The 24710-nt window shown below is 62.7% G+C and carries 24 protein-coding genes; 8 read left to right on the forward strand and 16 right to left on the reverse strand.

Features of this window, described 5'->3' with window-relative positions; genetic code table 11:
* Nucleotides 1-78: 78 nt before the first annotated feature.
* From truA to HWW83_RS22120, 4 genes are all read right to left on the reverse strand, one after another.
* Nucleotides 79-900, reverse strand: a complete 822-nt coding sequence (gene truA, locus HWW83_RS22105; protein ID WP_046687554.1) for a tRNA pseudouridine(38-40) synthase TruA — start codon at nucleotides 898-900, stop codon at nucleotides 79-81.
* Nucleotides 900-1910, reverse strand: a complete 1011-nt coding sequence (locus tag HWW83_RS22110) for an aspartate-semialdehyde dehydrogenase (RefSeq protein ID WP_033643883.1) — start codon at nucleotides 1908-1910, stop codon at nucleotides 900-902. Before HWW83_RS22110 ends, truA begins: the two co-directional genes overlap by 1 nt.
* Before the next feature lie 110 nt (nucleotides 1911-2020).
* A complete protein-coding gene (gene pdxB, locus HWW83_RS22115; RefSeq protein ID WP_033651952.1) occupies nucleotides 2021-3142 on the reverse strand; it encodes a 4-phosphoerythronate dehydrogenase PdxB in 1122 nt (373 codons plus the stop codon).
* Nucleotides 3143-3195: 53 nt separating this feature from the next.
* Nucleotides 3196-3969: an AraC family transcriptional regulator gene (locus HWW83_RS22120; protein WP_033643885.1), complete on the reverse strand. Its 774-nt coding sequence runs from the start codon at nucleotides 3967-3969 to the stop codon at nucleotides 3196-3198.
* A gap of 117 nt (nucleotides 3970-4086) precedes the next feature.
* Here HWW83_RS22120 and HWW83_RS22125 point away from each other — a divergent pair, with 117 nt between their 5' ends.
* Nucleotides 4087-5007 carry a DMT family transporter gene (locus tag HWW83_RS22125; protein WP_033651953.1) on the forward strand — a complete coding sequence of 307 codons (921 nt, stop codon included), beginning with the start codon at nucleotides 4087-4089 and terminating at the stop codon, nucleotides 5005-5007.
* On the opposite strand, the gene HWW83_RS22130 is transcribed toward HWW83_RS22125, so the two are convergent.
* The 3 genes from HWW83_RS22130 to HWW83_RS22140 form a co-directional block, all read right to left on the reverse strand.
* On the reverse strand, nucleotides 5004-6422 hold the full coding sequence (locus HWW83_RS22130; RefSeq protein WP_033651954.1) for a sensor histidine kinase: 1419 nt from the start codon (nucleotides 6420-6422) through the stop codon (nucleotides 5004-5006). The two genes, HWW83_RS22125 and HWW83_RS22130, sit on opposite strands and share 4 nt — an antisense overlap.
* The gene (gene tctD / locus HWW83_RS22135; protein WP_033643888.1) at nucleotides 6409-7083 is read right to left on the reverse strand and encodes a transcriptional regulator TctD; all 675 of its coding nucleotides are present in this window, start codon (nucleotides 7081-7083) and stop codon (nucleotides 6409-6411) included. Before tctD ends, HWW83_RS22130 begins: the two co-directional genes overlap by 14 nt.
* 167 nt (nucleotides 7084-7250) lie before the next feature.
* Nucleotides 7251-7580: a hypothetical protein gene (locus HWW83_RS22140; protein WP_046687556.1), complete on the reverse strand. Its 330-nt coding sequence runs from the start codon at nucleotides 7578-7580 to the stop codon at nucleotides 7251-7253.
* A 274-nt stretch (nucleotides 7581-7854) separates the two neighbouring features.
* Here HWW83_RS22140 and HWW83_RS22145 point away from each other — a divergent pair, with 274 nt between their 5' ends.
* The 3 genes from HWW83_RS22145 to HWW83_RS22155 are packed head-to-tail and all read left to right on the forward strand — an operon-like array spanning nucleotide 7855 to nucleotide 10811.
* Entirely contained in the window at nucleotides 7855-8835 is a 981-nt protein-coding gene (locus tag HWW83_RS22145; RefSeq protein WP_122016662.1) for a Bug family tripartite tricarboxylate transporter substrate binding protein, read from the forward strand.
* Between the two features lie 15 nt (nucleotides 8836-8850).
* A complete protein-coding gene (locus HWW83_RS22150; protein WP_122016661.1) occupies nucleotides 8851-9282 on the forward strand; it encodes a tripartite tricarboxylate transporter TctB family protein in 432 nt (143 codons plus the stop codon).
* Nucleotides 9283-9293: 11 nt separating this feature from the next.
* Nucleotides 9294-10811 (forward strand): tripartite tricarboxylate transporter permease, encoded by a 1518-nt coding sequence (locus tag HWW83_RS22155; RefSeq protein ID WP_033643892.1) that lies wholly within the window; start codon nucleotides 9294-9296, stop codon nucleotides 10809-10811.
* A 34-nt stretch (nucleotides 10812-10845) separates the two neighbouring features.
* On the opposite strand, the gene HWW83_RS22160 is transcribed toward HWW83_RS22155, so the two are convergent.
* Nucleotides 10846-11475 (reverse strand): CatB-related O-acetyltransferase, encoded by a 630-nt coding sequence (locus tag HWW83_RS22160; protein WP_176589552.1) that lies wholly within the window; start codon nucleotides 11473-11475, stop codon nucleotides 10846-10848.
* 156 nt (nucleotides 11476-11631) lie between these two features.
* Nucleotides 11632-12627: a DMT family transporter gene (locus HWW83_RS22165; protein WP_176589553.1), complete on the reverse strand. Its 996-nt coding sequence runs from the start codon at nucleotides 12625-12627 to the stop codon at nucleotides 11632-11634.
* A 172-nt stretch (nucleotides 12628-12799) separates the two neighbouring features.
* Between HWW83_RS22165 and pdxR (HWW83_RS22170) the strand changes: the two genes are divergently transcribed.
* Entirely contained in the window at nucleotides 12800-14266 is a 1467-nt protein-coding gene (gene pdxR / locus HWW83_RS22170) for a MocR-like pyridoxine biosynthesis transcription factor PdxR (protein WP_176589554.1), read from the forward strand.
* Here pdxR (HWW83_RS22170) and HWW83_RS22175 read toward each other — a convergent pair.
* The 4 genes from HWW83_RS22175 to HWW83_RS22190 are packed head-to-tail and all read right to left on the reverse strand — an operon-like array spanning nucleotide 14263 to nucleotide 17917.
* Nucleotides 14263-14763 carry a protein disulfide oxidoreductase gene (locus HWW83_RS22175; RefSeq protein ID WP_176589555.1) on the reverse strand — a complete coding sequence of 167 codons (501 nt, stop codon included), beginning with the start codon at nucleotides 14761-14763 and terminating at the stop codon, nucleotides 14263-14265. The two genes, pdxR (HWW83_RS22170) and HWW83_RS22175, sit on opposite strands and share 4 nt — an antisense overlap.
* Nucleotides 14756-15472 (reverse strand): DsbA family protein, encoded by a 717-nt coding sequence (locus HWW83_RS22180; RefSeq protein WP_116286719.1) that lies wholly within the window; start codon nucleotides 15470-15472, stop codon nucleotides 14756-14758. The genes HWW83_RS22175 and HWW83_RS22180 overlap by 8 nt, the downstream gene beginning before the upstream one ends.
* A complete protein-coding gene (locus tag HWW83_RS22185) occupies nucleotides 15469-17505 on the reverse strand; it encodes a protein-disulfide reductase DsbD family protein (RefSeq protein WP_033643900.1) in 2037 nt (678 codons plus the stop codon). The genes HWW83_RS22180 and HWW83_RS22185 overlap by 4 nt, the downstream gene beginning before the upstream one ends.
* A gap of 49 nt (nucleotides 17506-17554) precedes the next feature.
* Nucleotides 17555-17917: a hypothetical protein gene (locus HWW83_RS22190; protein ID WP_033639760.1), complete on the reverse strand. Its 363-nt coding sequence runs from the start codon at nucleotides 17915-17917 to the stop codon at nucleotides 17555-17557.
* Between the two features lie 205 nt (nucleotides 17918-18122).
* Between HWW83_RS22190 and flk the strand changes: the two genes are divergently transcribed.
* Entirely contained in the window at nucleotides 18123-19151 is a 1029-nt protein-coding gene (gene flk / locus HWW83_RS22195) for a flagella biosynthesis regulator Flk (RefSeq protein WP_089197272.1), read from the forward strand.
* A 4-nt stretch (nucleotides 19152-19155) separates the two neighbouring features.
* Here the strand turns inward: flk and HWW83_RS22200 are convergent, their stop codons facing one another.
* Nucleotides 19156-19611, reverse strand: a complete 456-nt coding sequence (locus tag HWW83_RS22200) for a rhodanese-like domain-containing protein (RefSeq protein WP_176589556.1) — start codon at nucleotides 19609-19611, stop codon at nucleotides 19156-19158.
* 93 nt (nucleotides 19612-19704) lie between these two features.
* On the opposite strand from HWW83_RS22200, the gene pdxR (HWW83_RS22205) reads away from it, so the two are divergent.
* The gene (pdxR, locus tag HWW83_RS22205; protein ID WP_170852917.1) at nucleotides 19705-21138 is read left to right on the forward strand and encodes a MocR-like pyridoxine biosynthesis transcription factor PdxR; all 1434 of its coding nucleotides are present in this window, start codon (nucleotides 19705-19707) and stop codon (nucleotides 21136-21138) included.
* A 27-nt stretch (nucleotides 21139-21165) separates the two neighbouring features.
* On the opposite strand, the gene HWW83_RS22210 is transcribed toward pdxR (HWW83_RS22205), so the two are convergent.
* Nucleotides 21166-22062, reverse strand: a complete 897-nt coding sequence (locus HWW83_RS22210; RefSeq protein WP_170852918.1) for an endonuclease/exonuclease/phosphatase family protein — start codon at nucleotides 22060-22062, stop codon at nucleotides 21166-21168.
* 217 nt (nucleotides 22063-22279) lie between these two features.
* Here HWW83_RS22210 and pepT point away from each other — a divergent pair, with 217 nt between their 5' ends.
* Entirely contained in the window at nucleotides 22280-23527 is a 1248-nt protein-coding gene (pepT, locus tag HWW83_RS22215) for a peptidase T (protein ID WP_042785118.1), read from the forward strand.
* On the opposite strand, the gene HWW83_RS22220 is transcribed toward pepT, so the two are convergent.
* On the reverse strand, nucleotides 23524-24636 hold the full coding sequence (locus tag HWW83_RS22220; protein ID WP_033643905.1) for an SLC13 family permease: 1113 nt from the start codon (nucleotides 24634-24636) through the stop codon (nucleotides 23524-23526). The genes pepT and HWW83_RS22220 overlap by 4 nt on opposite strands.
* Nucleotides 24637-24710: the final 74 nt, after the last annotated feature.

Consider the following 24710-nt stretch of genomic DNA (forward strand, 5'->3'; position numbering starts at 1 on the left):
AAATTCTCTCATTGATACCGGGCGTTTCAATCACCCGGCAGAAGCACAAGGGAGCGACGCTTTCAGGCGTGCCGGCGTTTAATCGTCGGGTAAAAACAGCGGCCCCATCGGCGGCCGCGGGATGCCAAAGTGGTCGGGATAGTCCACGGAAACCAGATACAGCCCCTCGGCTCGCGCCGTCGCCGCCGCCAGATTGCGATCCTTCAGCGCCAGCAGCTCGGCCATCCAGTTCTCATCCTGATTGCCGCAGCCGATCTCCATCAGGCTGCCGACGATGTTGCGAACCATGTGATGCACGAAGGCATTCGCCTTGATATCTACCACAATATATTCGCCGTAGCGCGTAACCTTAACGTGTTTTACGCAGCGCCACGGGGTGCGCGACTGGCATTGCACCGCGCGAAACGAGGTAAAGTCGTTCTCGCCCAGCAATGCCTGCGCCGCCCGATGCATGCGGTCCGCGTCCAGCGGGTGATAAAAATGCGTCACCCCCTGTTGCAACACCGCCGGCCGGTAGCGATGGTTGAAAATAATATAGCGGTAACGGCGCGCGGTGGCGCTGAAACGCGCGTGAAAATCATCGGCGACGGGGCTCACCCAGCGCACCGCGATGTCCGGCGGCAAATGGGTGTTGACGCCCATCGTCCAGGCGGCGTCCTTGCGGCGCGCGGTGGTTTCGAAGTGCACCACCTGCCCGGTGGCGTGCACCCCGGCGTCGGTGCGCCCGGCGCACAGCACGTTGATCGGCGCATCCGCCACCTTGCTCAACGCCTGCTCCAGCCGTTCCTGCACGCTGGCCACTTCTTGCTGCCGCTGCCAGCCGTAGTAATGGCTGCCGTCATATTCGATGCCCAGCGCTACCTTCAGCGTCGGCTGAGCGGGCGAGACCACCTCAGACATCAGTACATCTGCTCCTGCACCAGACGCTCGGCGGTTTCGATCGCCATCAACGCGCCGCCGAAGCGGACGTTGTCCGCCACCGTCCAGAACTGCAACAGCTCGGGGATGCCGTAATCGTTGCGCAGACACCCGATACTGAGCGCATCGCTGCCGGAAGCTTCGGTGACCTGAGTCGGGTAATCATCCTCTTCACTCAGTTGAACGTCTTCGACCTCTTCAAGCTCGCTGCGCGCCTCTTCGGCGGACAGCGGACGCAGCGCTTCCAGATGCACGACCTGGGCGTGGCCATAAAACACCGGCGACTGGATGCAGCTCACCGAAATCGGCAACCCTTCGTCCTGCAGCACCTTGCGCACCTGATCGACGATCAGGCGCTCTTCGCGCACGCTGCCCTGCTCGTCGGCGACAAGCGGCAGCATATTAAACGCCAGCTGTTTAGTGAAAACGCCTTCTTCGGCCGGGATGCCGTTCAACAGCCGCGCGCTCTGGCCGGCCAGATCGTCCACCGCCGCCTTGCCACGCGAGGATACCGACATCAGCGTCGTGACGTGCAGGCGCGACAGCCCCGCCTGTTCGGTCAGCGGTTTGATCGCCGTCAGCAGTTGGCTGACCATGCTGTCGGCCACCGCGACGATGTTGCGGTTGCGGTAATCCGCCAGCACCTGCGGGTTAACGCCAGGCACCACCAGCGGCACATCCGGTTCCATGGCGAACAGGCCGCTAGTGTCGATCACCAGACAGCCCATGTTGCCGGCCTCTTCGGCATAGCGCGCTGAAGCGTCGCTGCCGGCGACGAAGAAGGCCAGCTGCGCCTGCGACCAATCGAACTCTTCGGCGTTTTGCACCAGAAGAGACTTGCCGTTGAAGCGCACATTGGCGCCCGCGCTGCGTTCGCTTGCCAGAGGATAGAGCTCACCCACCGGGAACTGGCGTTCCTGCAACAATTCCAGCAACGCTTCACCTACCGCGCCAGTGGCGCCGAGCAGCGCGATATTCCAGCCGTCAGACATTGGGTTTTCTCCAGAGTATTTCATTCATAAAAGCAGACGGGCAGTGCAGTCACCGCCCGATAATCTTTGCCGCTCACTGTAGCGGCGTTGGCTTAAGACAACCTTACGCGCTACGCGATGCTGAAGCCCAACTTGCCGAGCAGCTCGGCGCTGGCGCTGTCATCGCATTGCACGGCCAGCGAAGACCACTCGCGGCGTTCCTGGTAGTGCTTGCGCAGGCGATCGAACTCGCCCGGTTGCCCGGCGACTTTGCGCAGCGGCGCATCATCGCGGCGCACATCATACACCAAGTGCATCAATCGTTTTAACCGCGCTTCATCCAGCGGGCCGTTGAGACGGATCTGGCTGAACTCCGGCACCGGCAGCAGCGAGGCCAGCGCCACCTGTTGCGGCTGCCCCAGATGGCGGCTGAACGCTTCGAACACCTGGGTGGTGCCGCGCGCCTTGCCTTCCAGCGTATACCCGGCGATGTGCGCGGTGCCGATATCCACCCGCGCCAACAGCGGCAAGGCGAGATCCGGCTCCGGTTCCCACACGTCCAGCACCGTGCTCAGCTTTTTGCCTTTTTCCAGCGCCTGCAGCAACGCGGCGTTATCCACCACCGGCCCACGGCAGGCGTTGATCAGAATGCGATTGTCCGGCAACGCCGCCAGCAGCTCGGCGTCCGCCAGGTGCAATGAATGATACGGGCCGGATTTATTCAGCGGCGTATGGAAGGTCAGCACGTCGGCCTCGGCCACCAATTTCTCCAGTGGCCAGAATTCCCCGGCGTCGCCGCGATCGGCGCGCGGTGGATCGCACAGTAGCGTGCGCACGCCCAGCGCTTTGAGGCGCGCGTCCAGACGCGAACCGACGTTGCCCACGCCGACGATGCCGACGGTTTTATCCCGCAATTGGAAGCCATCGCGCTCGGCCAGCAGCATCAATGCGGAGAACACATACTCGACCACCGCGATGGCGTTGCAGCCCGGCGCGGCGGAAAACCCGATGCCCTGCCGTTGCAGCCAGGCGTCATCGACGTGATCGGTGCCGGCGGTAGCGGTGCCGACAAAGCCGATGCGGCTGCCGGCCAACAAGGCTTCATTGACCTTGGTGACCGAACGCACCATCAGCGCGTCGGCATCCGCCAGCGCCTCAAGCGGGATCGGACGCCCCGGCACCGCCCGCACGTCGCCCAGGCGGCTGAACAGCTCGGCCGCATACGGCATATTTTCATCAACCAGAATTTTCACTGCGTTCTCCGACGGTTTACGGCTATTTGTCTGCGAAATAGTGTGCCACTGAATCAGGCACGGCGAAAGCGCTCAGGGGTGGTGCCGGCGATCTGCTGGAACATGACGATAAAGGCCGACGCGGAGCTGTAACCGACCTCCAGCGCCACGTCCTGCACGGTTTTGCCCTGTTCGAGCAGCGACACGGCGTGCAGGAACCGCAGGCGCTGGCGCCATTCGCTGAACGGCATGCCCAAATCCTGCTGGCAGCGGCGAGACAGCGTGCGCTCGGTGGTGTATACCCGCTTCGCCCACGTCGCCAGCGAAGTGTTGTCCGCCGGGCAATGTTCCAGCGCTTCCAGCACCGGCGCCAAAAACTTGTCGTCCGACGACGGCAGATAGGTTTGCTGGCGCGGCGACAGATGCAGTTGGTCGATCAGCACCTGGCAGAGGCGCAAATCCGCCTCCGCCTGCGGAATGTACTGTTTACGCGCATAGAAATCCTCGGCGATGGCGCGAAAGATCGGCGTCACATTGACCAGGCAAGGATCGGCCGGCATGCCGGCGCACAGCGCCGGCGCGATGTCCACCATGCGGCACTGCGCCAGCCGCTGGTTGTAACAGGAGTGTTCGATGCCCGCCGGCGTCCACAGCACGTACTCCGGCGGCGCCAGAAAGCGCTGCCCGCCGATGCGCAGCACCATCACCCCGGCTTTGACCCACATCAATTGGCCCCAGGTATGGCTGTGCGGCTGGAATTCGGTGCGGACGTTGAACTCCTCGCAACGAAACTGCACCGGGTTTGGCGCCGGGATCAGCGACTCGGGGAAATGGCGGATTTCTGGCATGGTTTCGTCTCGTGATTTGTCTTATTTACGCCGATTTTTGTCTGAATATCGTTATATATGATAAACCGGACACGCGTAGACTAGCCAGCATGTTGGACGCTATTGAGAATAATTGTCATGAATATGCTTTTCCCCCTGCTGGCCGTGCTGATTTGGTCGATTAACGCCGTCGTCAGCAAACTCTCCGCCACCGCCATCGATCCGGCAGCCATCTCGCTCTACCGCTGGCTGCTGGCGCTGATCGCCCTGACGCCGTTTGTGCTGCCGGGCGTGCTTCGCAACTGGGCGCAGGTGCGCGCCAACTGGTGGAAGCTGATGATCCTCGGCTTGCTCGGCATGGTGCTGTATCAAAGCCTGGCCTATTACGCGGCGCACAGCGTCAGCGCGCTGTTTATGGGCATCATCGTGTCGCTGATCCCACTGCTGACCATCCTGATCAGCATCGTACTGCTGCGCATTGCGCCGACCGTCGGCGTGCTGCTCGGCAGCATTCTCTCCTTCTGCGGTTTGATCTGGCTGGTCAGCGGCGGTCAGCCCGGCGCGCTGTTGCAGCACGGTATCGGCAAAGGGGAATTGATGATGCTGCTCGCCACCGCCTCTTACGCGCTGTATGGCGTGTTGACCAAACGCTGGGCCATCGCGCTGCCGAACTGGCAATCGCTCTACGTGCAGATCCTGTTCGGCGTGCTGTTGCTGCTGCCGAATTTCCTGATGGCGCAGGATGTTGGCTTGAACGGCCATAACCTGCCGCTGGTGCTGTTCGCCGGCATTCCGGCCTCGATCATCGCGCCGTACCTGTGGATCCAGGGCGTCCTGCGCCTGGGCGCCAACACCACCTCGATCTTCATGAACCTGGCGCCGGTGTTTACCGCCGCTATCGCAGTGCTGTTCCTGCATGAGCAATTGCACGGTTACCATCTGATCGGCGGCGGCATCACCCTGCTGGGCGTGATCCTGTCGCAGCGGCTGCGCACGCCGCTGACGCGTAAAGCCAAAGCCCCGGCGGCAGGCGCAGATTCCTGCAAAGAACAGGCCTAAGCCAGCAACCTGAAACGCACCCGCACCAACAGGCCGCCCAGCGCGGCGGAGCTCAACAGCTCCGGGCGGGTGCCGTGATACGCGGTGATGTCCTTCACCAACGCCAATCCCAAACCGGCGCCCGGCTGATCGCCCACGTTGTCCAAACGATGAAACGGCTGCAGCGCCAACGCCTTGTCCTGCAAGGCGATGCCCGGGCCGCTGTCTTCTATCTCCAGCACCCCTTCCCCCGTAGCCTTGTCCCGCGTAAGGCGGGCGGTCACCACGCCCTGACGCGGCGTGTATTTCAGCGCGTTGTCCAGCAGATTGGCACACAGCTCGGCCAACAGCAGCGGCTCCCCCGCGACCTGACATGCCGCTTCACCCTCGAAACCGAGATCGATCTGTTTGCTGCGCGCCTGCGGCAAGCGAGAGAAACAGGCGTCGCGCAGCACCTGCGCCAAATTGACCGGCTGCAGCTTCCGATCGGCGCTGTGCTCGCTGGCTTTCAGGCGCGAGAGGTGCAGCAGACGGTCGGTGAGCGCCACGGTGTTATCCAGCGTCGCGCTCATCGCCTGCAGACTTTCGCGCCACTGCTGCGGCCGATCGCTGGCCAGCGCCACCCCGACCTGGGTCTTCAGCACCGCCAGCGGGGTGCGCAGCTGGTGAGAGGCGTCGGCGCTGAAGCGTTCCTGACGCGCCACCATCAGCCGCAGCCGTTCGATGTAACGATTAAAGGCCACCAGCAGCGGCTGCATCTCCGACCAGGGAAGAACCCGCGGCAAAGGCGTCAGTTCGCCCGGATCGCGCCGCAGCATGATGCCGGAGAGTTTACGCATCGGCTTCAACACCCGCTTGAGCAGCGCGAACGCCAGGATCAGGGTCAACACCACCACCGTGCCCTGGCTCAACAGCGCCGCGATCATCATCTGCCGCGCCAGGTAACGACGCGATTCCAGGGTTTCCGCCACCAGAATGGTCGCCATGCCGCTCACGCCCGACTCGTTGACCGGTTGAAACAGCGCCGCCACACGGATCGGCCGGCCGAGGTATTCCGCATCGTAGAAATGCACCAATGCCGGATAGAGGGTGGAGCGTGGAATGTGGGGCGGCAACGACGGCAAGTCGTCATAGCCCGAGATGCTTTTCCCCTGCGGCGAGATCACCTCGTAATAGAGCTGATCGTTCATGTTGCGCTCGAAGCTGTCGAGCACCACATAAGGCACATCGACCGCCAGCTTGCCTTCGCGCACCACCAGCCGCTCCGCCACGGTGCGCGCCGACGCCAGCAGCGTGCGGTCGTAGGCCAGGGTGGCGGCGCTCATGGCGCTGAAGTAGTGGGTGTAGATAGAGATGCCGCCCAGCGCCAGCAGCGGCAGGCCAAAAAACAGCAGCAGTTGATAAAACAGCGAACGCGGCGCGTTAAACCACCGCATTGCACAGTTCCAGGCTGTAGCCCAGACCGCGCAGCGTGACGATCGCCACGTCGCTGCCCTGCAGCTTTTTCCGCAAACGGTGTACGTAAAGCTCGATGCTCTCTGGATTGGCCTCGTCAGACAGCGTAAACACCTGCTCAAACAGCTGCTGCTTGGCCACCGGGCGGCCGCGCCGGTGCATCAGCGCGGTCAGCACCGCCAGCTCGCGCGGCGTCAGCGCCAGCGGTTTGCTCTCCAGCAGGAAATAACCTTCGTCATGATAGGTCAACGCGCCGTATTGCAACGCCGGCTGCGCGGCGCCGACACTGCGGCGCAGCAACGCCCGAATGCGCGCCTCCAGCTCGTCCAGTTCGAACGGTTTGGTCAGGTAGTCGTCCGCCCCCAGATTCAGGCCTTTCACCCGGTCGGTCACGTCGGTGCGCGCCGTCAGCAACAGCACCGGCAGATCCTGCCCGCGCTTGCGCAAGCGCGCCAGCAAATCGAGACCGTTCAGACGCGGCAACGCCACATCCAGCACCGCCAGCGCATAGCGTTCATTAAGCAACAGGTGGTCGGCGGCCACGCCGTCCGGCGCGACGTCGACGGCAAATCCGGCGCCGGTCAGCGCCTTTTGCAACCAGTGAGACAGCTCGGGGTGATCTTCAACCAATAACAGTCGCATGTTCCCATTCCATTGATTTACCTGAACAACCAGACATCGATGCGGCGTCTGTTAACAGGTCGATAACAGAGAATGGCATGGAAAATAAGGGGATAAAAGAGCGCCGCGCCGCCAGTTTTGGGAGCTGGCACACAATTATGCGTACTGGGGCGCGCTCGTGTGACGCCTCAGATCAGCGTGATGGGGCTATCGGCGAGAGCAAGATCCAACACCGGACGCAGCTTGTCGGCGGTAAACGGCGAAGAAACCAGCACGGAGCGGTTGTTGGCGGCAAACACCAGATCGATGCCGGTCACACAGGCGGTCATCTGGCAAGCATACTTTTCACCGTCGGCGTTGACGAAATGCAACTCAAATACGCCAATCTCAGGGCGCAAGCGCTTCAAACGACACTGCCCGGCTTCTCCCGCCATCTCGGCGTAGACCTCTGGCAACCGTTTAATCGCACATACCTTGGCGCTGTCCCTGCCGCCAAACAATTTCCCTAACGAAAACATATCACTGCATCTCTATTCATTTTATTACAGATGATTTTAACGCGAACGACTATCGGCAATCCTGACATTACGCAGGGTTTTGGCCGGTTTTGCGCACTGTTCTCTGCGCCCATTCTATGTTAGCGCACCCACCGTTCGCTCGCGACAAGAGACCCTAATCACAGACTGGAAACTTTTCCGGCCACTGAAAGGTAAATGAAAGGTTGTTGTTTTAACAATTCCGCAACCGCATTCGGCGGGATTCACCATCAGACAATACCGAGGGTAAGTCACAATGAAAAAAATAATGACCCGCACCTTTACCGCCGCCGCCCTGTTGCTGGCGGTCTCTCAGGCCTTTGCCGTGGAAGCGCCCAAACGCACCGAATGCATTGCGCCGGCCAAACCCGGCGGCGGCTTCGATCTGACCTGCAAACTGATTCAGGTATCGCTGCAGGACACCAAGGCCATTGATAAACCGATGCGCGTCACCTATATGCCCGGCGGCGTCGGCGCGGTGGCCTACAACGCCATCGTCGCGCAGCGCCCGGCGGAGTTCGGCACCGTGGTGGCCTTTTCCGGCGGCTCGCTGCTCAATCTGGCCCAGGGCAAGTTCGGCCGCTATAACGTGGACGACGTGAAATGGCTGGCGGCAGTCGGAACCGACTACGGCATGATCGCGGTACGCGCCGACTCGCCTTACAAAACCCTGAAAGACCTGATGGACGCCTTCCAAAAAGATCCCAACAGCGTGGTGTTCGGCGCCGGCGCCTCTATCGGCAGCCAGGACTGGATGAAAACCGCGCTGCTGGCGCGCGAAGTCGGCGTGGATCCGCGCAAGATGCGCTACGTGGCGTTCGAAGGCGGCGGCGAGCCGGTCACCGCACTGCTGGGCAACCATATTCAGGCTGTTTCCGGTGACCTGAGCGAGATGGTGCCTTACCTGCAGGGCGACAAGATCCGCGTGCTGGCGGTGTATGCCGAGCAACGTTTGCCGGGCCAGTTGGCCGACATTCCGACCGCCAAAGAGCAAGGGTACAGCCTGGTGTGGCCGATCATTCGCGGCTTCTACGTTGGGCCGAAAGTTAGCGATGAAGAGTATCAGTGGTGGAGCGACACCTTCCAGAAAATGATGGCGACCGATGAATTCAAGCAGCAACGCGATCTGCGCGGCCTGTTCGAATTCAACCTGACCGGCAAAGAGCTGGACGCCTACGTGAAGAATCAGGTTGCCCAATACCGTGAGCAGGCGAAAGTGTTCGGCCTGGCCAAATAACCGCAGGGGAAAACCATGAGCGATCGTATTTTTGCCGGCTTTTGGCTGCTGCTGTGTATCGGCGGGCTGTTCATCGGCTGGGGCATCCAGAGCGAATACAGCTATGAACCGCTGGGGCCGCGCCCGTTCCCGCTGGCGATCCTCAGCCTGATGGCGCTGTGCGCGGCGCTGCTGTTGCTGCGCCGCCCGCAGGCGGTGGAATGGCCGCACCACAAGGTGATGCAGCGGCTGCTGGTGCTGGTGATCACCCTGGTGCTGTATGCCTGGGGGTTTGAATGGCTCGGCTTTCCGCTGGCGACCGCGCTGCTGACGTTCAGCATCGGCCTGCTGTTTCAGGCCAGCCTGCCGGCGGCGGCCCTCTCCGGCGTCATCATGGGCGCAGCGTTGTACTACGCCTTTGACCAACTTCTCGATGTCACACTGCCGCTCGGCGCCTGGCTGAGCTAACGGGAGCGATGATGGATACCTGGATGTATTTGACCCAAGGGTTTGAAGTGGCGCTGGTGCCGCAAAACCTGATTATCGCCCTGATCGGCTGCTTCGTCGGCACCATCGTCGGCCTGCTGCCGGGCCTCGGGCCGATCAACGGCGTGGCGATCCTGCTGCCGCTGGCGTTCGCCCTCAAACTGCCGGCCGAATCGGCGCTGATCCTGCTGGCGACGGTGTATATCGGCTGCGAATACGGCGGGCGCATCTCGTCGATTCTGCTCAACGTGCCGGGCGATGCGGCGGCGATCATGACCGCGCTGGACGGCTACCCGATGGCGCAGCAGGGGCGCGCCGGCGTGGCGCTGTCCATCTCGGCGGTCAGCTCGTTCGTCGGCTCGATGATCGCCATCGGCGGCATTATTCTGTTCGCGCCGCTGCTGGCCCGCTGGTCGCTGGCCTTCGGCCCGGCGGAGTATTTTGCCCTGATGGTGTTCGCCATCGCCTGCCTCGGCAGCATGATGAGCCAAAACCCGCTGAAATCCCTGCTGGCGGCGCTGATCGGCCTGGGGCTGGCGACGGTGGGCGTCGACGCCAACACCGGCGTTTACCGCTTTACCTTTGACAGCGTACACCTCTCCGACGGCGTGCAGTTTATCGTGGTGGTGATCGGCCTGTTCTCGGTCAGCGAGATCCTGCTGATGCTGGAAAGCACCAGCGCCGGGCAAAAGCTGGTGCGTAAAACCGGCCGGTTGCTGTTCAACCGCAAAGAGGCGGCGCAATGCGCAGGCCCTACCCTGCGCTCGTCGGTGATCGGCTTCTTCGTCGGCATTCTGCCGGGCGCCGGCGCCACCATCGCCAGCGCGCTGACCTACATGACCGAGAAGAAAATCAGCGGCAACAGCGACACCTTCGGCAAAGGCGACATCCGCGGCGTAGCGGCGCCGGAAGCGGCCAACAACGCCTCGGCCTGCGGTTCGTTCATTCCGATGCTGACGCTGGGGGTGCCGGGATCCGGCACCACGGCGGTGATGATGGGGGCGCTGACGCTGTATAACATCACCCCCGGTCCGGCGATGTTTACCGAACAACCGGATATCGTCTGGGGACTGATCGCCGCGCTGCTGATCGCTAACGTCATCTTGCTGATCATGAACCTGCCGCTGGTTGGCCTGTTCACCCGCATGCTGACCATCCCGCTGTGGTTCCTGGTGCCGGCGATCGCCGCGGTATCGGCGGTGGGGGTTTATGCGGTGCACAGCACCACCTTCGACCTGCTGCTGATGGTCGGGTTGGGCGTGTTCGGCTACATCCTGCGCAAAATGCACTTCCCGATGTCGCCGCTGATTCTGGGCTTCGTGCTGGGTGAGATGCTGGAGCAGAATCTGCGTCGCGCGCTGTCGATCAGCAACGGTGAATTCGGCATCCTGTGGAGCAGCAGCATCGCGCAAACGCTGCTGGTGCTGGCGGTCGCGGTGCTGGCGCTGCCGCCGCTGCTGCGCCTGATGCGCAAACGCCGCCATCCGGCGGCCGAGGCCAAGGCCGAGTAACGCGTAACGGGCGGGAATTTCCCGCCCGTTGTGTTTAACGGCGCAAGGCCGCAATTCCCCTTTCCAGCGCCCCGATATCGTCATCGGCGAGCAGGGGCTGAATCACCGCAAAGTCCGCCTCGGACAAGTCATAGAGGCGCAAGGCGAGCAAGCGCGCGATAACTTCCGGCGCGAATCGCCAACGGATAAACCTCGCCGGATTGCCGCCGACGATGGCATAAGGTTCAACGTCGCCGGTCACCACGCTGCCGGCGGCGACGATCGCCCCTTCGCCTATCGATACCCCTGGCATCAACATCGCCCGCATGCCAATCCAGCAACCGTCACCCAGCCGGGTATCGCCTTTGGGGCGGTACGCCTGTTTGATGGTTGCCATAAACGGGTACAGGCTCAACCAGTCGATGCGATGGGTGTGATTGCCCCCCATCAGGATCACCGCTTCGGCCGCGATGCAGACATAGTCGCCGATCAGCAGGCGATCTATTTCGCCCAGCGGCTGCCATTGCCGGCTGACCGCGTCGCCGTGCAGATAGCGCACCACCGAGCGTTCGAAACCGTTATCCCAGCAGTCGCTGTAGTAGCTGTGGGTGCCTTTGACGATAATATTCGGGTTAGTCACCGTCTGATGCAGCAGTTCGGTGTTGGACCAGTGTTTTTCGGACATGGCGTATTCTCTTGTTACGGGAATAAAAGCCACGGAACGGAATGTCTGTGGCCGTATTGTCGTTCACTCAACACGGCCATTCAAGCGATAAGCGCTCGTTTCAATCTCGGGTTATTCATGATTACCGCCTCTCTTGCGAGGCGAAATGGTAACCGATCACGCCTCGGCGGTCTTGCTTTTCAACAGCAGCACCCCACCCATGACCAACGCGCTGCCCAGCAGCTGCAGCTGATTCATGTTTTCCCCCAGCAGGAAATAGGCGATCACCGCGGTGAAAACCAGCTCCAACGACAGGATCAGGTTGGCTACGGCCAGCGGCAGCGTTTTCAGGCTGATGTTATACAACCCGAAGCCCAACAGCGTCGGCCCGGCGGCCAGCGCCAGCAGCAACAGCCAGCCGCTCCACTGAATGCCCTGCGCGCCGTGCGACAGGAACCACAGATCGCCGGCCATGCCGTGGAACGCCGCCAGCGGGAACGCCGTCAGCGCCGCGTTGAACACCAGCTGATACAGCGCCGAAAAACCGAAAACGTACAAAATGGTGTTCCACACCGGATAGCCCCGTTCGCTGGCCACCCGCCCGCCGAGGGTATACAGGGTATAGCCGATGCCCGACAGCATCCCCACCAGCAGCCCCAACAAATCGAAGTGCTGGTTGCCCATGCTGTCGCCGTTGCTGACCAGGAAACAACCGCCCAGGCTGATGGCGATCACCAGCAGTTGGCGCAGCGTCAGGCGTTCGCTGTACATCACCCAGCCGAGGAACACGGTAAAGCCCACCGAACAGTAGGTCAGAATGGTCGCCACCGATGCGCCGTTCAGCGCCACCGACAGCGTCCACAGGCTGTTGAACAGCGCCAGCAGCAGCCCGTAAAGCGCATAGAACAATACCTGTTCACGCCGCAGGCGCGCCCACTGCGGTTTCACCATCAACAGCAGCGGCAACAGCACCAGCGCCACCAGCGCCGCGCGCCAGAACGCCAGCACGAAGGTCGGCAGGTGATAGTATTCGGTCAGCGCGCGGATGATGATGGCGGTAAAGGCCAGCAGCATGGCGCTGATAATGGCGATGACGTAACCCTGGCGGCTGCCCTGAAAGAGACGCACGCCGGGCAGCAAAGGCCGGGCGGAAACGCCTGACGGTAATGACATGAGATCCTCGGGAAAATGGCGACATAAATGCTCAGGCGCACAGTGTAACGCGGCCATATTTTCCCACTATAGCCACTTTTCGGCCTTGTCATGCAGGCCACTTTTCTGCGCTTGAAGCCCTGTTGACATGGGGTATAGTAAAAAGCTCTCTCCCTAACCGGGCCAATTTCGCATGCACATTCCGTTAGATCGCGAGCAGGACGTTCCGCTCTATTTACAGATCGAAGAAGCGCTGCGGCGCGCCATCCTCACCGGCGTGTTCGTGGATGGCGACAAGCTGCCCTCAACGCGCACGCTGGCGGCCGAATTGGCGGTCAGCCGTTTGACGGTGGATAACGCCTATGCCGAACTGGCGGCCAAGGGCTTTTTGCATCAGCGACGCGGCAGCGGCGCCTATGTTGCGCACCCGCAGGCGCAAACGCGCCCGGCCCGGCCGACCAGCGATGCCCCCTTCCCGCTGGAGAGCTTCACCACCCTCACCTCGCGGCTGGACGGCTATGCCGACGCCCCGCTGCCGGAGAGGCTGATCAACTTCGCCGCCGGCGTCGGCAGCCCTAAGGTGTTTCCGCTGGAGGCGTTTCGCAAAGTGCTGCTGTCGGTGCTCAGCCGCCATGCGGAAGAGGCCTTCAGCTACGGCGAATACTGCGGCTACTACCCGCTGCGCGATACGCTGAGCCGCATTCTCAGCGCGCAGGGCATCCCCACGCAGGCGGAACAGGTGCTGATCACCAACGGCTCGCAGCATGCCATCAGCCTGGTGGTGCAAAGCCTGCTGGCGCCGGGCGATACGGTGATCGTCGAAGAACCGACCTACGCCGAAGCGCTGGGCCTGCTGCGCCAGCACCGCATCAATATCGTCACCGTGCCGGGCGATCGCCACGGCATGCTGGTCGAACGATTGCCCGAGTTGCTGGAACGCCACCGCCCCAAACTGATCTACACCATCCCCAATTTCCACAACCCGACCGGCCGCTGCCTGAGCGAGGCGCGGCGGCGACGCCTGCTGGCGATCGCCCAACAGGCCGGCGTGGTGATCCTGGAAGATGACTTCGTCGGCGATCTGCGTTATCAGGGCAAACAGCTGCCGTCTCTGCGCGCGCTGGCGCAACCGGGCGCGGTGATCTACGTCAGCACCTTCTCCAAGATGCTGCTGCCCAGCATGCGCATCGGCTATCTGGTGGCGGACAGCGAGCACTATCAGCGCTTCGCGCGGCGCAAGCACGTTGACAGCTTCACCAGTTCCAGCCTGATCCAGCGGGCGCTGGACGCGTTTGTCACCGTCGGCCGTTACGACAAGCAGCTGCGCCGCGCCGGGCGCGTCTATCGCCTGCATCTGGAAGTGATGCTCGACGCGTTGCAACGGCGGTTGCCGCCGGGGTGCCGTTTCGAAACGCCGCAAGGCGGCTTGTTTATCTGGCTGACGCTGCCCGCGACGGTGACCACCACCGAGCTGATGCCGGTAGCCTGGCGGCACGGCGTCACTTTCGCGCGCGGCGAATGCTTTTATGCCCAGGAACAGCTGGGCGCGCACAGTCTGCGGCTAAACTTCGCCGCCAACTCGCCGCCGCAGATTGAAGAAGGTATCGCCCGGCTTAGCCGGGCGATTGAGGAAGTGATAGCAGAGAAAAACGCCGGTTAGACGGCGGCCCACCACAGCCGCAGCTTCATCCCCCAGTAGCTGGTCCAGCCGGTGGTGCTCTGCACCACCTTGCCCTGCGAGACCACCACGAAGGTCGGCGTCACGCCAATCTGCCACTGCGCCGACAGCGTACCGGCCGGATCGTTGACCACCGGCAGCGCCAGCCGTTTGCGCACCAGCCACTGTTTCACCTGGGTATCGTCGCCCGATCGCAGCGCGACGGTCAGCACGTTGCCGCCCGCCGCCTGCAAACGGGCGACGTCCGGCGTGGTGAAACGACAAACGCCGCACCAGCTGGCCCAGAAGTAAACCAGCAGCGGCCGCTCATGACTGAGCTGCGCCAACGACACGCGCTCGCCGTCCAACGTGGTCAGCGTCTGGGCATCGAAGGCCGGCGGCGCCTGCGGCGCGTTCAGCCAATCCATCACCGTGATCACCGCCAGTGCGATCAGCGCCAGCAGCAGCAACTCGCGCCCCCAGCGCTTGAGCTTAGCCATGGTTGGCCTTCGCCAGCTGCTGCTTCACCATCGTTTCCAGCTCTTCATAGGACACCGCCCCCGGCAGCATCCGATCGCCGATCAGCGTCGCCGGCGTCCCTTGTACGCCCAGTTGTTCCGCCAACGCCATATTGGTGCGCAGCGTGGTCATGCTCTGTTCGCTCGGCGCCACCGTCTTGACGCCGGTTTTCTCCTGCGCGGCGGCGATGCTGGCCTTGTCGTGGAAGCCCTTTTTCGCCATCAGCCGCTGATGCAAGGCCCAGAATTGCTCCGGGTGCTGCTGCCAGGTGGTGAGCGCCACGCGCGCCGAACTGACCGAACTTTCGCCCTTGAACGGCAACAGCTTCACCACCAGCGCCACATCCGGGTATTGCTTGACGATTTTCTCCAGCATCGGATCAAACCGCTTGCAGTACGGGCAGTTATAGTCGGTAAAGGTCACCAGCGTCAGTTTGGCGTTGGCGGCGCCGAGGCGCGGGCTGGCCGGATCCTGATACAGCGTTTTGGCATTCTGCTTGATAGCCTGGCTGATTTGCTGGCCTGCGGTTTGCTGCTGCCAGGCGTCCACCGCCTGCGCCAGAATGTCCGGGTTGGACACCAGCGTTTCGCGGATCATCTCTTTGATACGCGCCTCTTGCGCCGGGGTGAAAGGCTCGGCGGCCCACACCGGGGCGGCGATGATCATCAGTAAAATCAGTAGCTTTTTCATTGTTCGGTTCCTTTGGCATGGGAAAGCGTTTGCAGCACGGCGTCACGGGTCAACAGCGGGGATAACACCTCGCCGTCCGGGCTGCCGGGGCCATAGATTTGGTTGAAAGGCACGGCGACGCTGCCGCGCTTTTGCAGGAAGGCGCTGATGTCGGCCGACGGGCGGCTCCAGTCGCCGCGCAGCGCGACCACGTCATCGGCGCTCAACGCCCGCTGTACGTCATCGCGTAGCAGCACATTGAATTTGTTGGCTTTACAGGTCACGCACCAGTCGGCGGTGACGTCGACGAACACCCGTTTATGTTGCGCCAGCGCCTCGGCGATCGCCTGTTCGCTCAGCGGTTGCCACTGCACCCGATCCTGCAACGGCTGGTGCCACAGACCGGCGGTCAGCGAGCCGGCCAGCAAGACGGCGCCCGCCAGCACCAACGTGCCCGCCGCCAGCTTGGCCGCCAACCGTGCCCCCTGCCGGCGCCACACCGCCAGCAGCAGTGCCAGCAGCGCCAACCCCCCCAGCCACAGCGTAGCCTGCACGCCGATATGATTGCTCAGCAGACTCAGCAACCACAGCGACGACGCCAGCATCAACAACCCCATCGCCAGCTTGACGGTATTCATCCAGCGGCCGGGACGCGGCAACCGCAGCGCCAGCGACGGCCAGGCGGCGATCAGCAGCCACGGCAGGCTCATGCCGATGCCGAGCGCGATGAACATGCCCCACAGCACCGGCAACGACGCCGCCAGCGCGAAGGCCACCGCCGTGCCGAGAAACGGCGCCGAGCACGGCGTCGCCAGCAGCGTGGCGAACGCGCCCTGCCAGAAATGGCCGCTCAGACCGTGCCCGTTATGGGTCGCCAGCGAGGTATTCAGATCGGACGAGAGGCGCAGATGAAACAGGCCGAACAGGTTGGCGCTGAACAGCAGCGTCACCAGCACCATAAAGCCGATAAACCACGGATTCTGGAACTGAATGCCCCAGCCGAGCGCGTGGTTGCCGAGCCGCAGCAGCGTCATCAGCAGGGCCAACGCCATAAACGAGGCGACAATACCCAGCGACGACGCCAGGAACTGCAGCCGTACGCTGCGCCGATCGCGCCGCTCCACCTGCAGGATGGAACCGAGCTTGATGCCCAACACCGGCAGGACGCACGGCATCAGATTGAGGATCAACCCGCCCGCCAGCGCCATCAATACCGCCTGCCATAACGGGAACGCCGCACCGGCCGGCGCGGCCAGCGGATCGCCAATCGGCAGCGTAATCTGCTGCGCCATGCCGCCGTCGTCGATCACCAGCGTCAGCGTTTTGCCGCGCAGATCCGGCGCCGCCTCTCCCCAGCCATCACTGACCGGCACTCGCGCCAGCAGCTGATCGCCGTCGGTTTCAACCTGCGGCTTGCCGAGATCGGCATCCGCCAGCGTGTCGAAGAACAGCGCGGGCCGCTGCCAACCGCCGGCGCGTTCGGCGGCAATCTGCAGCTCGCCGCTGCGATACCCGGCCTTGACGTTATCCGTCAACCCGGCGGCGATCGGCACTTGCCCCATCGCCTGCGCGAAGTCGTGATTAAACTGCGGATCGTTCGGCGTCGTCAGATCCAGACTGAACGGGTAGTCGGTCAGAATGCAGACATTGCTGCAGGTGGACAACGTCAGGGTGCCCGCCAGCGGGCCGGATACCGGGCCTGGCATCACGATCGGCAGCGTGACCCGATCGTGATAGCCTTGGGTGGAAATGCCGGCCACCTCGAAACGCTGCGGCGTCGGCCAGTGCCAGGTCGCCGGCGGTGGGTGGCCTTGCCAGACGATAGCCGGCGCGATGCCGCCTTCACCCGGGGAACGCCAGTAAGTTTTCCAGCCTTTTTGCAGCTCGACCGACAGCAGCAGACGGGTCTCTCCCGGCTGTGACGTGTCGGCGCGCAGCCGCACCTTGGCATGATCGTTGGCCGGATTTTGCAGCCAGCCGCTGTCCGCCGCCTGCAAGGCGGGCAGCCACAGCATAAACAGGCAAGCGCAGGCCAGCCTGATAATTTTCAACATGTTAATTCTCCATAAATGATTAATTCACCGCGAAAAACGGGCGATTAACTCATTCACGGAAGACGCATAATCGAAGGTGCACCCTGAGGGTGGGCGGAGAAATGGCGCGAGGAGGAGGAATGCGCAGACGCGCGGCAATGGTCGGCGCCAACAGCGCCAGCAGCAGACCCAGCCCGAACAGCACGGTTTCGAACATTACCGGCGGCGCGGCCAGCAATGATTTGGCGCTCAGTTCACAGGGCGTCGGCTGCGCTTCGGCGGCGGCATCACTGGACTGAACGGCGGTAGCGGCCGGGATCCCCAGCGTTTGCTGCAGCGCATGCAGGCCCGCCATGCGCTGGGTCATGCACGTCAGCACCACCAGGCAAGCCAGGCATAAAAACCATTTTGCAATCCGCTGCCGTTTAACCATGCCATCCTCATGTTCAGATCTGGGGTTATCTTAGCGGCGCAGACGCGATTAGCAACGTTTTGTCGGTAAAGAAATGTCTGAGCGGCGGTATTGATGGCGGCGAATTACAGGTATCATAGAGGGTAAGCCTGCGCTTTTCGCCGGGTACAATGACGATTCTCTCCTCCAGGCACACTGCGGGGATACACAGCGAAGGACTGGTGATATGCAACCTTTGAGTGGGCCGGGCACCCCAATCGCCGGCGAGCGCCCCCCTTCCCCGGGCAAAACGGCGGCCACTGACGATCAACCCCTCTCTCCGGCGCAGCGCACAACGCTGGAAAAACTGATCGTGAAAATCATGACGCTCAGCCCGGTAAAATCGGCGGAGATCTGGGCGTCTCTGCGTCACGATCTCGGCGCCGACAAAGGCGGCGAACTGCTGGCGCGCCATTTTCAACCGGCGGAACAGCTGCTGCAAACGCGCCTGACGCAGGCGCAGCAAAACCATGCCGGGCGCCAACTGCTGCAACAGCTGGCCGAGTTGCTGCCGCAGGGCAATAATCGCCAGGCGGTCAGTGACTTTATTCGTCAACGGTTCGGCCATACGGTGTTGAGCCAGCTAAGCCCACCGCAGCTGCAGCAGGTGCTGAATCTGTTGCAGACCGGCGGCCTGACCATTCCCCAACCGCAGCAAACCGCCACCAGCGATCGCCCGCTGCTGCCCGCAGAGCATCAAAGCCTGCAGCAGCAGGTCACCAAACTCAGCGCCGCGACCGGTGAAGCGCCGGCTAAAATTTGGCAAACGCTGTTCGATCTGGTGGGCGTGAAAACCAACGATCCGCTGCCGGCGCGCCACTTCCAGCTGCTGAACCAGTTTTTACAGGTGAAGGTGGCGCTCAGCCCGCAGAACGCGCCAACGCTGAACAACCTGCTGGCGGCGCTCAAACAGCCGGCGGATGAGCAAGAACTGCAGCAGATGAACGACTATTGCCAGACGCGCTTCAACTGCGGCGCCAACGCGCCGCTGACGCATCCGCAAATGAGCGACGCCATTCATCAGCTGTTTGCCCGCCGTCTGGAGAAAGCCGGCCAGGCGCAGCCGATCGCCAGCCCCCCTGTCGAACCGCAGCCGCTGCTCAACCCGCTGATCGCCGCCCTGCCTCTGCCGCTGCAAAAAGCGCTGAGCAAGCCCGCCGTGGCGCTGATCCTGCTGCTGTTGACGCTGGCCGTCGTGCTGGCGCTGGTGTTTTAACGCCTCAGGTGCAGCCGCAGTCCGCTGCGGCCGCCCGGGAGCGCAGTGACCCCGGCAGTTCGCCGATGGCCAACGGATGGCCGTCGCGCAGCCAGAAATCCAGCCCGCCAATCAACTCTTTCACCCTAAACCCCAACTTCGCCAGCTTGTAGGCGCCTTTGGTGGAACCGTTGCAGCCGATGCCGTCGCAGTAGGTCACATACACCTTTTGGCGATCCAGGTGCGCCGTGCCGGCTTCATCCATCAGGCGATGCGGCAAGCTGAGCGCGCCGGGGATATGCCCGGCGGCGTACAGCGCCTCCGCACGGGTGTCGATCACCACCATCCCGTCCACGCCATTGCGCAAATCTTCCGCCACGTCCCAGGCATCCGCATAGCGGCTCAGCTTGGCCGCCAGATAGGCCAGGCTCTCTTCCGGCGCTGCCGGCGGAAAGGCCAGCACCAAGGATTCTTTCGACATATCACTCACTCCCGTTGATCAAGACAGATGACAATAGTGCCCGATTTTGGTCTTATGATTGATACCCATTTTTTACTCATGATAAGACCCATTATGCGGCACACGCTGATCACGCTGTTTCAGCAATCGCCCCAGGCCATCGGCACGCTGCGCGATCGTCTGTGTGCGGCATTGCGGCAGGCCATCCACCACGGCGCATTGAGCGTTGGGCAACGGCTGCCCTCCAGCCGAGTGCTGGCTGGGGATCTGAACCTCTCAAGGGTGACCGTCGAAGCAGCCTACGGCCAGTTGGAGGCGGAGGGGTATTTGCAGCGCCGCGTCGGCCAGGGCACATTTGTGGCTATCCGCATCGCCAAATCGCCGCCGCCGGCGACCCGCACCGCCATGCCGCGCCTTTCGCTGCGCGGCCAACAGATCGTGCACACCGGCGGCTGCCGCGATCCGCAGCATCCTCAGGCCTTCGCAGCCGGCTCGCCGGACCTGCGCGCGTTTCCGCTGGCCCTGTGGAAGCAGTTGACCGCTCAACGCCTGCGCCTGCAGGGGGAAAGCCTGCTGCGCTACGGCGATCCGCAAGGCTATCTGCCGCTGCGCGAAGCCATTGCCACCCACGTCAACCAAACGCGTGGCGTAGTCTGCGATGCGAGCCAGGTTATCGTGCTGACCAGTTCGCAGCAGGCGCTGCAAATGATCGCCACCTTACTGTTGGACAGCGGCGACAGCGTCTGGATGGAAGAGCCGGGTTACGCCGGGGCGAGAAACGCCTTTATCAGCGCCGGCGCCACGCTGACGCCGGTGGCGGTAGACGGCGATGGCCTGCGAGCAGAACCTTCCTTGCCCGATCCGCGTTTGATTTATCTGACGCCCTCGCACCAATACCCGACCGGCGCGGCCCTCAGCCTGGCACGCCGCTTAGCGTTGCTGGCGCAGGCGGAGCGGCAACAGGCCTGGATCATTGAGGACGATTACGACAGCGAGTTTCACTACGACGGGCTGCCGATTCCGGCGATGCAAGGCCTGGATCGCCATGGCCGGGTGCTCTATCTCGGCACCTTCTCCAAATCGTTGTTCCCTTCGCTGCGGCTGGCGTACCTGATCGTGCCGCCCGCGCTGGTCGCCCCCTTCGTCACCGCACGCACGGTCTATGACGGCCACAGCGCGCAATTGATGCAGGCGGTGACCGCCGAGTTCATTCGCCAGGGGCACTTCGCCGCGCATATTCGTTACATGCGCCAGCTCTACCACAGCCGGCGCGATGTGCTGCTGACGGAAGTGAGCGAAAAGCTGAGCCACTTCGCCACGGCCGCTCCCGCCGCCGGCGGCCTGCAGCTCAGCGTTTGGCTGCCGCCCGGCCGGGAGGCGGCGCTCAGCCAACAGGCGCGGCGGCTCGGCGTCCTTACGCCCGGGTTAACGGCGCAATACCAAACGGTTCAGGCCCAGCGCGACGGCTGGCTGCTGGGTTTTTCGGCCCTGACGCCGGGCGAGATCCGCAGCGCCGTCGAGCGGCTGGCGCGGATCGCCGCGGCTTAGCCCTGCCCCGGAGAGACGCCGGCCGACTTATTGCTCGGTCAGGCGCATCTCCGCCACCAGCGGCAGATGATCGCTCACCGCCGGCCAGTGCACGCCGTTCCAATCGCCGCTGGCGTTCGGCACCGTCAGGCTGTCCAGATGCCAACGCTGCGCATTGCCGCTAAAGATGTAATCCACCTTGATTTCGGCGTTTTCCGCCGGCCAGCTGCGGCCATCTTGCCCATTGGGCATGATGTCGTTCCAATAGCGGCTTAGCTCCAGCCAAGTGACGCTGCCCGGCACGTCGTTCATGTCGCCGAACAGCAGTTTGATGCCACGCACTTCGATGGTGCGATCGTTCAGCTCCCGCACCTGATCCAGACGCATCGTCGGATCTTCCTTGGTATCGAGGTGGGTGTTGAACAGGGTGATCGGCGTCGGGAACTCCGGCACATCGACCTTGGCGCTGAAGGCGATGCGCTGCTCGCGCTGGCCGGACGGCAACGGATAGATCACGGCGTCGTGCAGCGGATACTTCGAGAGAAACGCCAGGCCGTATTCACCGCCGTCGAAATCGATCGCCCGGCCGAACACCGCCTGCATGCCGGTCAGCTTCGCCAGTTCCGCCGCCTGATCGACCCGCCCGCTGCGGGCGGTGAGTTTATCCACCTCCTGCAGCGCCACCACGTCGACGTTCATCGCGCGAATCGCCTTGGCGATAGCGGTCATGTCGCTGACCTTGCCGGCGGCGATATTGAAGCTGGCGACGCGGATCTTCGGCGCCTGTTCCAGCTCGTAGGTTTTGTTATTCAGGCCGCCCAACGCGCTGGCCACCTCGCGGCTGTTGGCGTTGCTGTTGGCGTGCCCGGTATCGGCGGACGACCAGGCGCTGTGAGAGATGCCCAGGGACAGTAAGGTGATGAGCAAAGCGTGACCGGTGTGCATGAATTCTCCTTGAGGGACAGATAAGTGTTATGCGGGCGCTTCCCGGCCCACAGCTAACACCGATTTTGCCGCAGAAACCTGCGACTATTTCCTAGTTGCACCGCTATTTTTCGTTTCTGCGCGATGCTTCGCATTCTGGCGGTTTACGCATTGCGCCGTTGGACAATCGGCTGATTTCGTTTTAAAACCGGTAGATTGCCAACCGCGAGGAGTTCCGATGACCAGCCCGATTGCCGAACAGCTTACCGAACGTTTCTTCCGCTATCTGGCGGTGACCAGCCAGAGCGACGCCGCCGCAACCGCCCTGCCCAGCACGCCGGGGCAGCATGAGATGGCGCAACTGTTGGCGGACGAGCTGCGCCGGCTCGGCCTGGCCGACGTTCAAATCGACGAGCACGCCACCGTGACCGCCCGCAAGCCCGGCACCCAACCCGGCGCGCCGCGCATCGGCTTCATCACGCATATCGACACCGTGGACGTCGGCCTGTCGCCCGAGATTCGCCCGCAGCGCCTGCGCTTCACCGGCGAGGATTTATGCCTGAATGCCGAGCAAGACATCTGGCTGCGTACCGCCGAGCATCCGGAGATCCTGCCCTACCGGAACGAAGAGATCCTGTTCAGCGACGGCACCAGCGTGCTGGGCGCCGACAATAAGGCGGCGGTCACCGTGGTGATGACGCTGCTGGCCAACCTGACCGCGGCCGATCGCCACGGTGATATCGTAGTGGCGTTCGTGCCGGACGAAGAAATCGGCCTGCGCGGCGCCAAGGCGCTGGATCTGCAGCGTTTCCCCGTCGATTTCGCCTACACCATCGACTGCTGCGAACTGGGTGAAGTGGTGTACGAGAATTTCAACGCGGCGGCGGCGGAGATCCGCATCGAGGGGGTGACCGCCCACCCGATGTCGGCGAAAAACGTATTAATCAACCCGATACGCATCGCCAACGACATCATTAACCGATTCGATGTGCAGGATACTCCGGAGCACACCGAAGGGCGCGAGGGCTATTTCTGGTTCACCGATCTGGCCGCCAACGCCAATCAGGCGACGCTGAAGGTGTCGATTCGCGACTTCGATCGCGCGGCGTTCGAGGCACGCAAAGCCCGCCTTGAGGAGACCGTGCGCCAGGTGGCGGCCAACTATCCGCGGGCCAACGTCAGCTGCAGCGTCAGCGACATCTACAGCAACATCAGCAACGCCATCGGCGAGGACCGGCGCGCCATCGATCTGATCTTCGGCGCCCTCGCCGCCCACGGCATCCCGCCGAAGGTGATCCCGATGCGCGGCGGCACCGACGGCGCGGCGCTCTCCAGCCGTGGCATCCTGACGCCCAATTACTTCACCGGCGCGCATAACTTCCACTCGCGCTTCGAGTTTTTACCCGTCAGCGCCTTCGTGAAATCCTATCAGGTGACCCGCAGCATTTGCCTGCTGGCCGCGCGACAAAGCGGCCAACCGGCTTAGCTCATCACCCAGCCGAGCAACGCGGCCCATACCAACAGCGGCAGCGAATAATAGTGGAAGCGCAACCAGATCTTGCGCTCCCCCGCCATGCGCAGCGCAATCAGGTTGGCGAGCGATCCGATCGCCAACCCGAAGCCGCCGGCGTTGACCGCATAGGCCAACTGAGCGCTCGAGGGCACATAGTTGAGCAACAGTATGGTGGCCGGCACGTTGCTGACGATCTGCGACAGCCCGACGCCCAACGCATACACGCTCCCCTCGCTCAGCCCGGCGATGGCGGCGAACGCCGGCTGAAGCGGCGGCAAACGGGTAAACAGGCCGACATCGATGAACATGGCGGCGAACACGAAAATCAGACTCCAGTCGATCTGCAACAGCACTCGGCGCGCCAGCAGCAAGAAACCGGCGAACACCGCCAGCAGCCCGTACAACGGCAGATCGAAATCGAGACACAGCAGGAAAACCGCATACAGCCCTACACAGCTCAGCAACAACGGCCGCTGGTAGGGATACCCCTCGGTATTCGGCGTTTTCACGATGTCGCGCGCCGGGAAGCTGAACCAGGTCAGCGCCAGCAGGCTCAACATCATTGCGGCGCCAAACGGCGCCATCTGGCCGATGAAACCGAGGAAAGAGAGGCCGGAGCGGCTCCACAGCAGGATATTTTGCGGGTTGCCGATCGGCGTCAGCAACGAACCGGCGTTCACCGCCAGCGCCTGGAAGATGATCAAGCGGCCAACCGGCAGCGCCGACAGCTTTTTTAGCGTGATGGTGAGCGGAATGACGATAAACAGCGCCACATCGTTGGTCAGAAACGACGACAGCAGCGCGGCGGAAAACACCAGGAACAGCGCCAGCCGCCGTTCGCTGTGCAAGCGGTTGATAATCTTGCGGCCGACAAAATCGAAGTAGCCGCTGACCTCCACCCCTTTGGTCAGCAGCATCAGCCCCAACAGGGTGATGAGGGTACGGCCGTCGATGAAACCACCCAGCGCCGACAGCGGTTGCGGATGAAAAGCGAACATCGCCACGCCGGCCAGCAGCAATGCATGCAAGAAGCGATCTTTGACAAAGGGGTGGATAAGCCGAGAAATGGCGGTTGAACTCATAGCGGCAGTGTGAACCTCACCGAAAAGAATGGGCAGACGTTAGCTCAGACGCGGCTTCAGCGCCAGCAAAATGC

The sequence above is a fragment of the Serratia ureilytica genome (assembly GCF_013375155.1).
In the GTDB taxonomy this organism is placed as follows: Bacteria; Pseudomonadota; Gammaproteobacteria; order Enterobacterales; family Enterobacteriaceae; genus Serratia; species Serratia ureilytica.

Bases quoted from the DNA above. Each gene is read 5' to 3' on its own strand.
- flk (WP_089197272.1), top strand. From the start codon at position 18,123: ATGCAACCTTTGAGTGGGCCGGGCACCCCAATCGCCGGCGAGCGCCCC.
- HWW83_RS22165 (WP_176589553.1), bottom strand. From the start codon at position 12,627: ATGTCATTACCGTCAGGCGTTTCCGCCCGGCCTTTGCTGCCCGGCGTG.
- HWW83_RS22185 (WP_033643900.1), bottom strand. From the start codon at position 17,505: ATGTTGAAAATTATCAGGCTGGCCTGCGCTTGCCTGTTTATGCTGTGG.
- HWW83_RS22120 (WP_033643885.1), bottom strand. From the start codon at position 3,969: ATGCCAGAAATCCGCCATTTCCCCGAGTCGCTGATCCCGGCGCCAAAC.
- pepT (WP_042785118.1), top strand. From the start codon at position 22,280: ATGACCAGCCCGATTGCCGAACAGCTTACCGAACGTTTCTTCCGCTAT.
- pdxR (WP_176589554.1), top strand. From the start codon at position 12,800: ATGCACATTCCGTTAGATCGCGAGCAGGACGTTCCGCTCTATTTACAG.
- HWW83_RS22175 (WP_176589555.1), bottom strand. From the start codon at position 14,763: ATGGCTAAGCTCAAGCGCTGGGGGCGCGAGTTGCTGCTGCTGGCGCTG.
- HWW83_RS22220 (WP_033643905.1), bottom strand. From the start codon at position 24,636: ATGAGTTCAACCGCCATTTCTCGGCTTATCCACCCCTTTGTCAAAGAT.
- HWW83_RS22145 (WP_122016662.1), top strand. From the start codon at position 7,855: ATGAAAAAAATAATGACCCGCACCTTTACCGCCGCCGCCCTGTTGCTG.
- HWW83_RS22200 (WP_176589556.1), bottom strand. From the start codon at position 19,611: ATGTCGAAAGAATCCTTGGTGCTGGCCTTTCCGCCGGCAGCGCCGGAA.
- HWW83_RS22190 (WP_033639760.1), bottom strand. From the start codon at position 17,917: ATGGTTAAACGGCAGCGGATTGCAAAATGGTTTTTATGCCTGGCTTGC.
- HWW83_RS22110 (WP_033643883.1), bottom strand. From the start codon at position 1,910: ATGTCTGACGGCTGGAATATCGCGCTGCTCGGCGCCACTGGCGCGGTA.
- truA (WP_046687554.1), bottom strand. From the start codon at position 900: ATGTCTGAGGTGGTCTCGCCCGCTCAGCCGACGCTGAAGGTAGCGCTG.
- HWW83_RS22125 (WP_033651953.1), top strand. From the start codon at position 4,087: ATGAATATGCTTTTCCCCCTGCTGGCCGTGCTGATTTGGTCGATTAAC.
- pdxR (WP_170852917.1), top strand. From the start codon at position 19,705: ATGCGGCACACGCTGATCACGCTGTTTCAGCAATCGCCCCAGGCCATC.
- HWW83_RS22210 (WP_170852918.1), bottom strand. From the start codon at position 22,062: ATGCACACCGGTCACGCTTTGCTCATCACCTTACTGTCCCTGGGCATC.
- HWW83_RS22140 (WP_046687556.1), bottom strand. From the start codon at position 7,580: ATGTTTTCGTTAGGGAAATTGTTTGGCGGCAGGGACAGCGCCAAGGTA.
- HWW83_RS22180 (WP_116286719.1), bottom strand. From the start codon at position 15,472: ATGAAAAAGCTACTGATTTTACTGATGATCATCGCCGCCCCGGTGTGG.
- tctD (WP_033643888.1), bottom strand. From the start codon at position 7,083: ATGCGACTGTTATTGGTTGAAGATCACCCCGAGCTGTCTCACTGGTTG.
- HWW83_RS22130 (WP_033651954.1), bottom strand. From the start codon at position 6,422: ATGCGGTGGTTTAACGCGCCGCGTTCGCTGTTTTATCAACTGCTGCTG.
- HWW83_RS22150 (WP_122016661.1), top strand. From the start codon at position 8,851: ATGAGCGATCGTATTTTTGCCGGCTTTTGGCTGCTGCTGTGTATCGGC.
- HWW83_RS22160 (WP_176589552.1), bottom strand. From the start codon at position 11,475: ATGTCCGAAAAACACTGGTCCAACACCGAACTGCTGCATCAGACGGTG.
- HWW83_RS22155 (WP_033643892.1), top strand. From the start codon at position 9,294: ATGGATACCTGGATGTATTTGACCCAAGGGTTTGAAGTGGCGCTGGTG.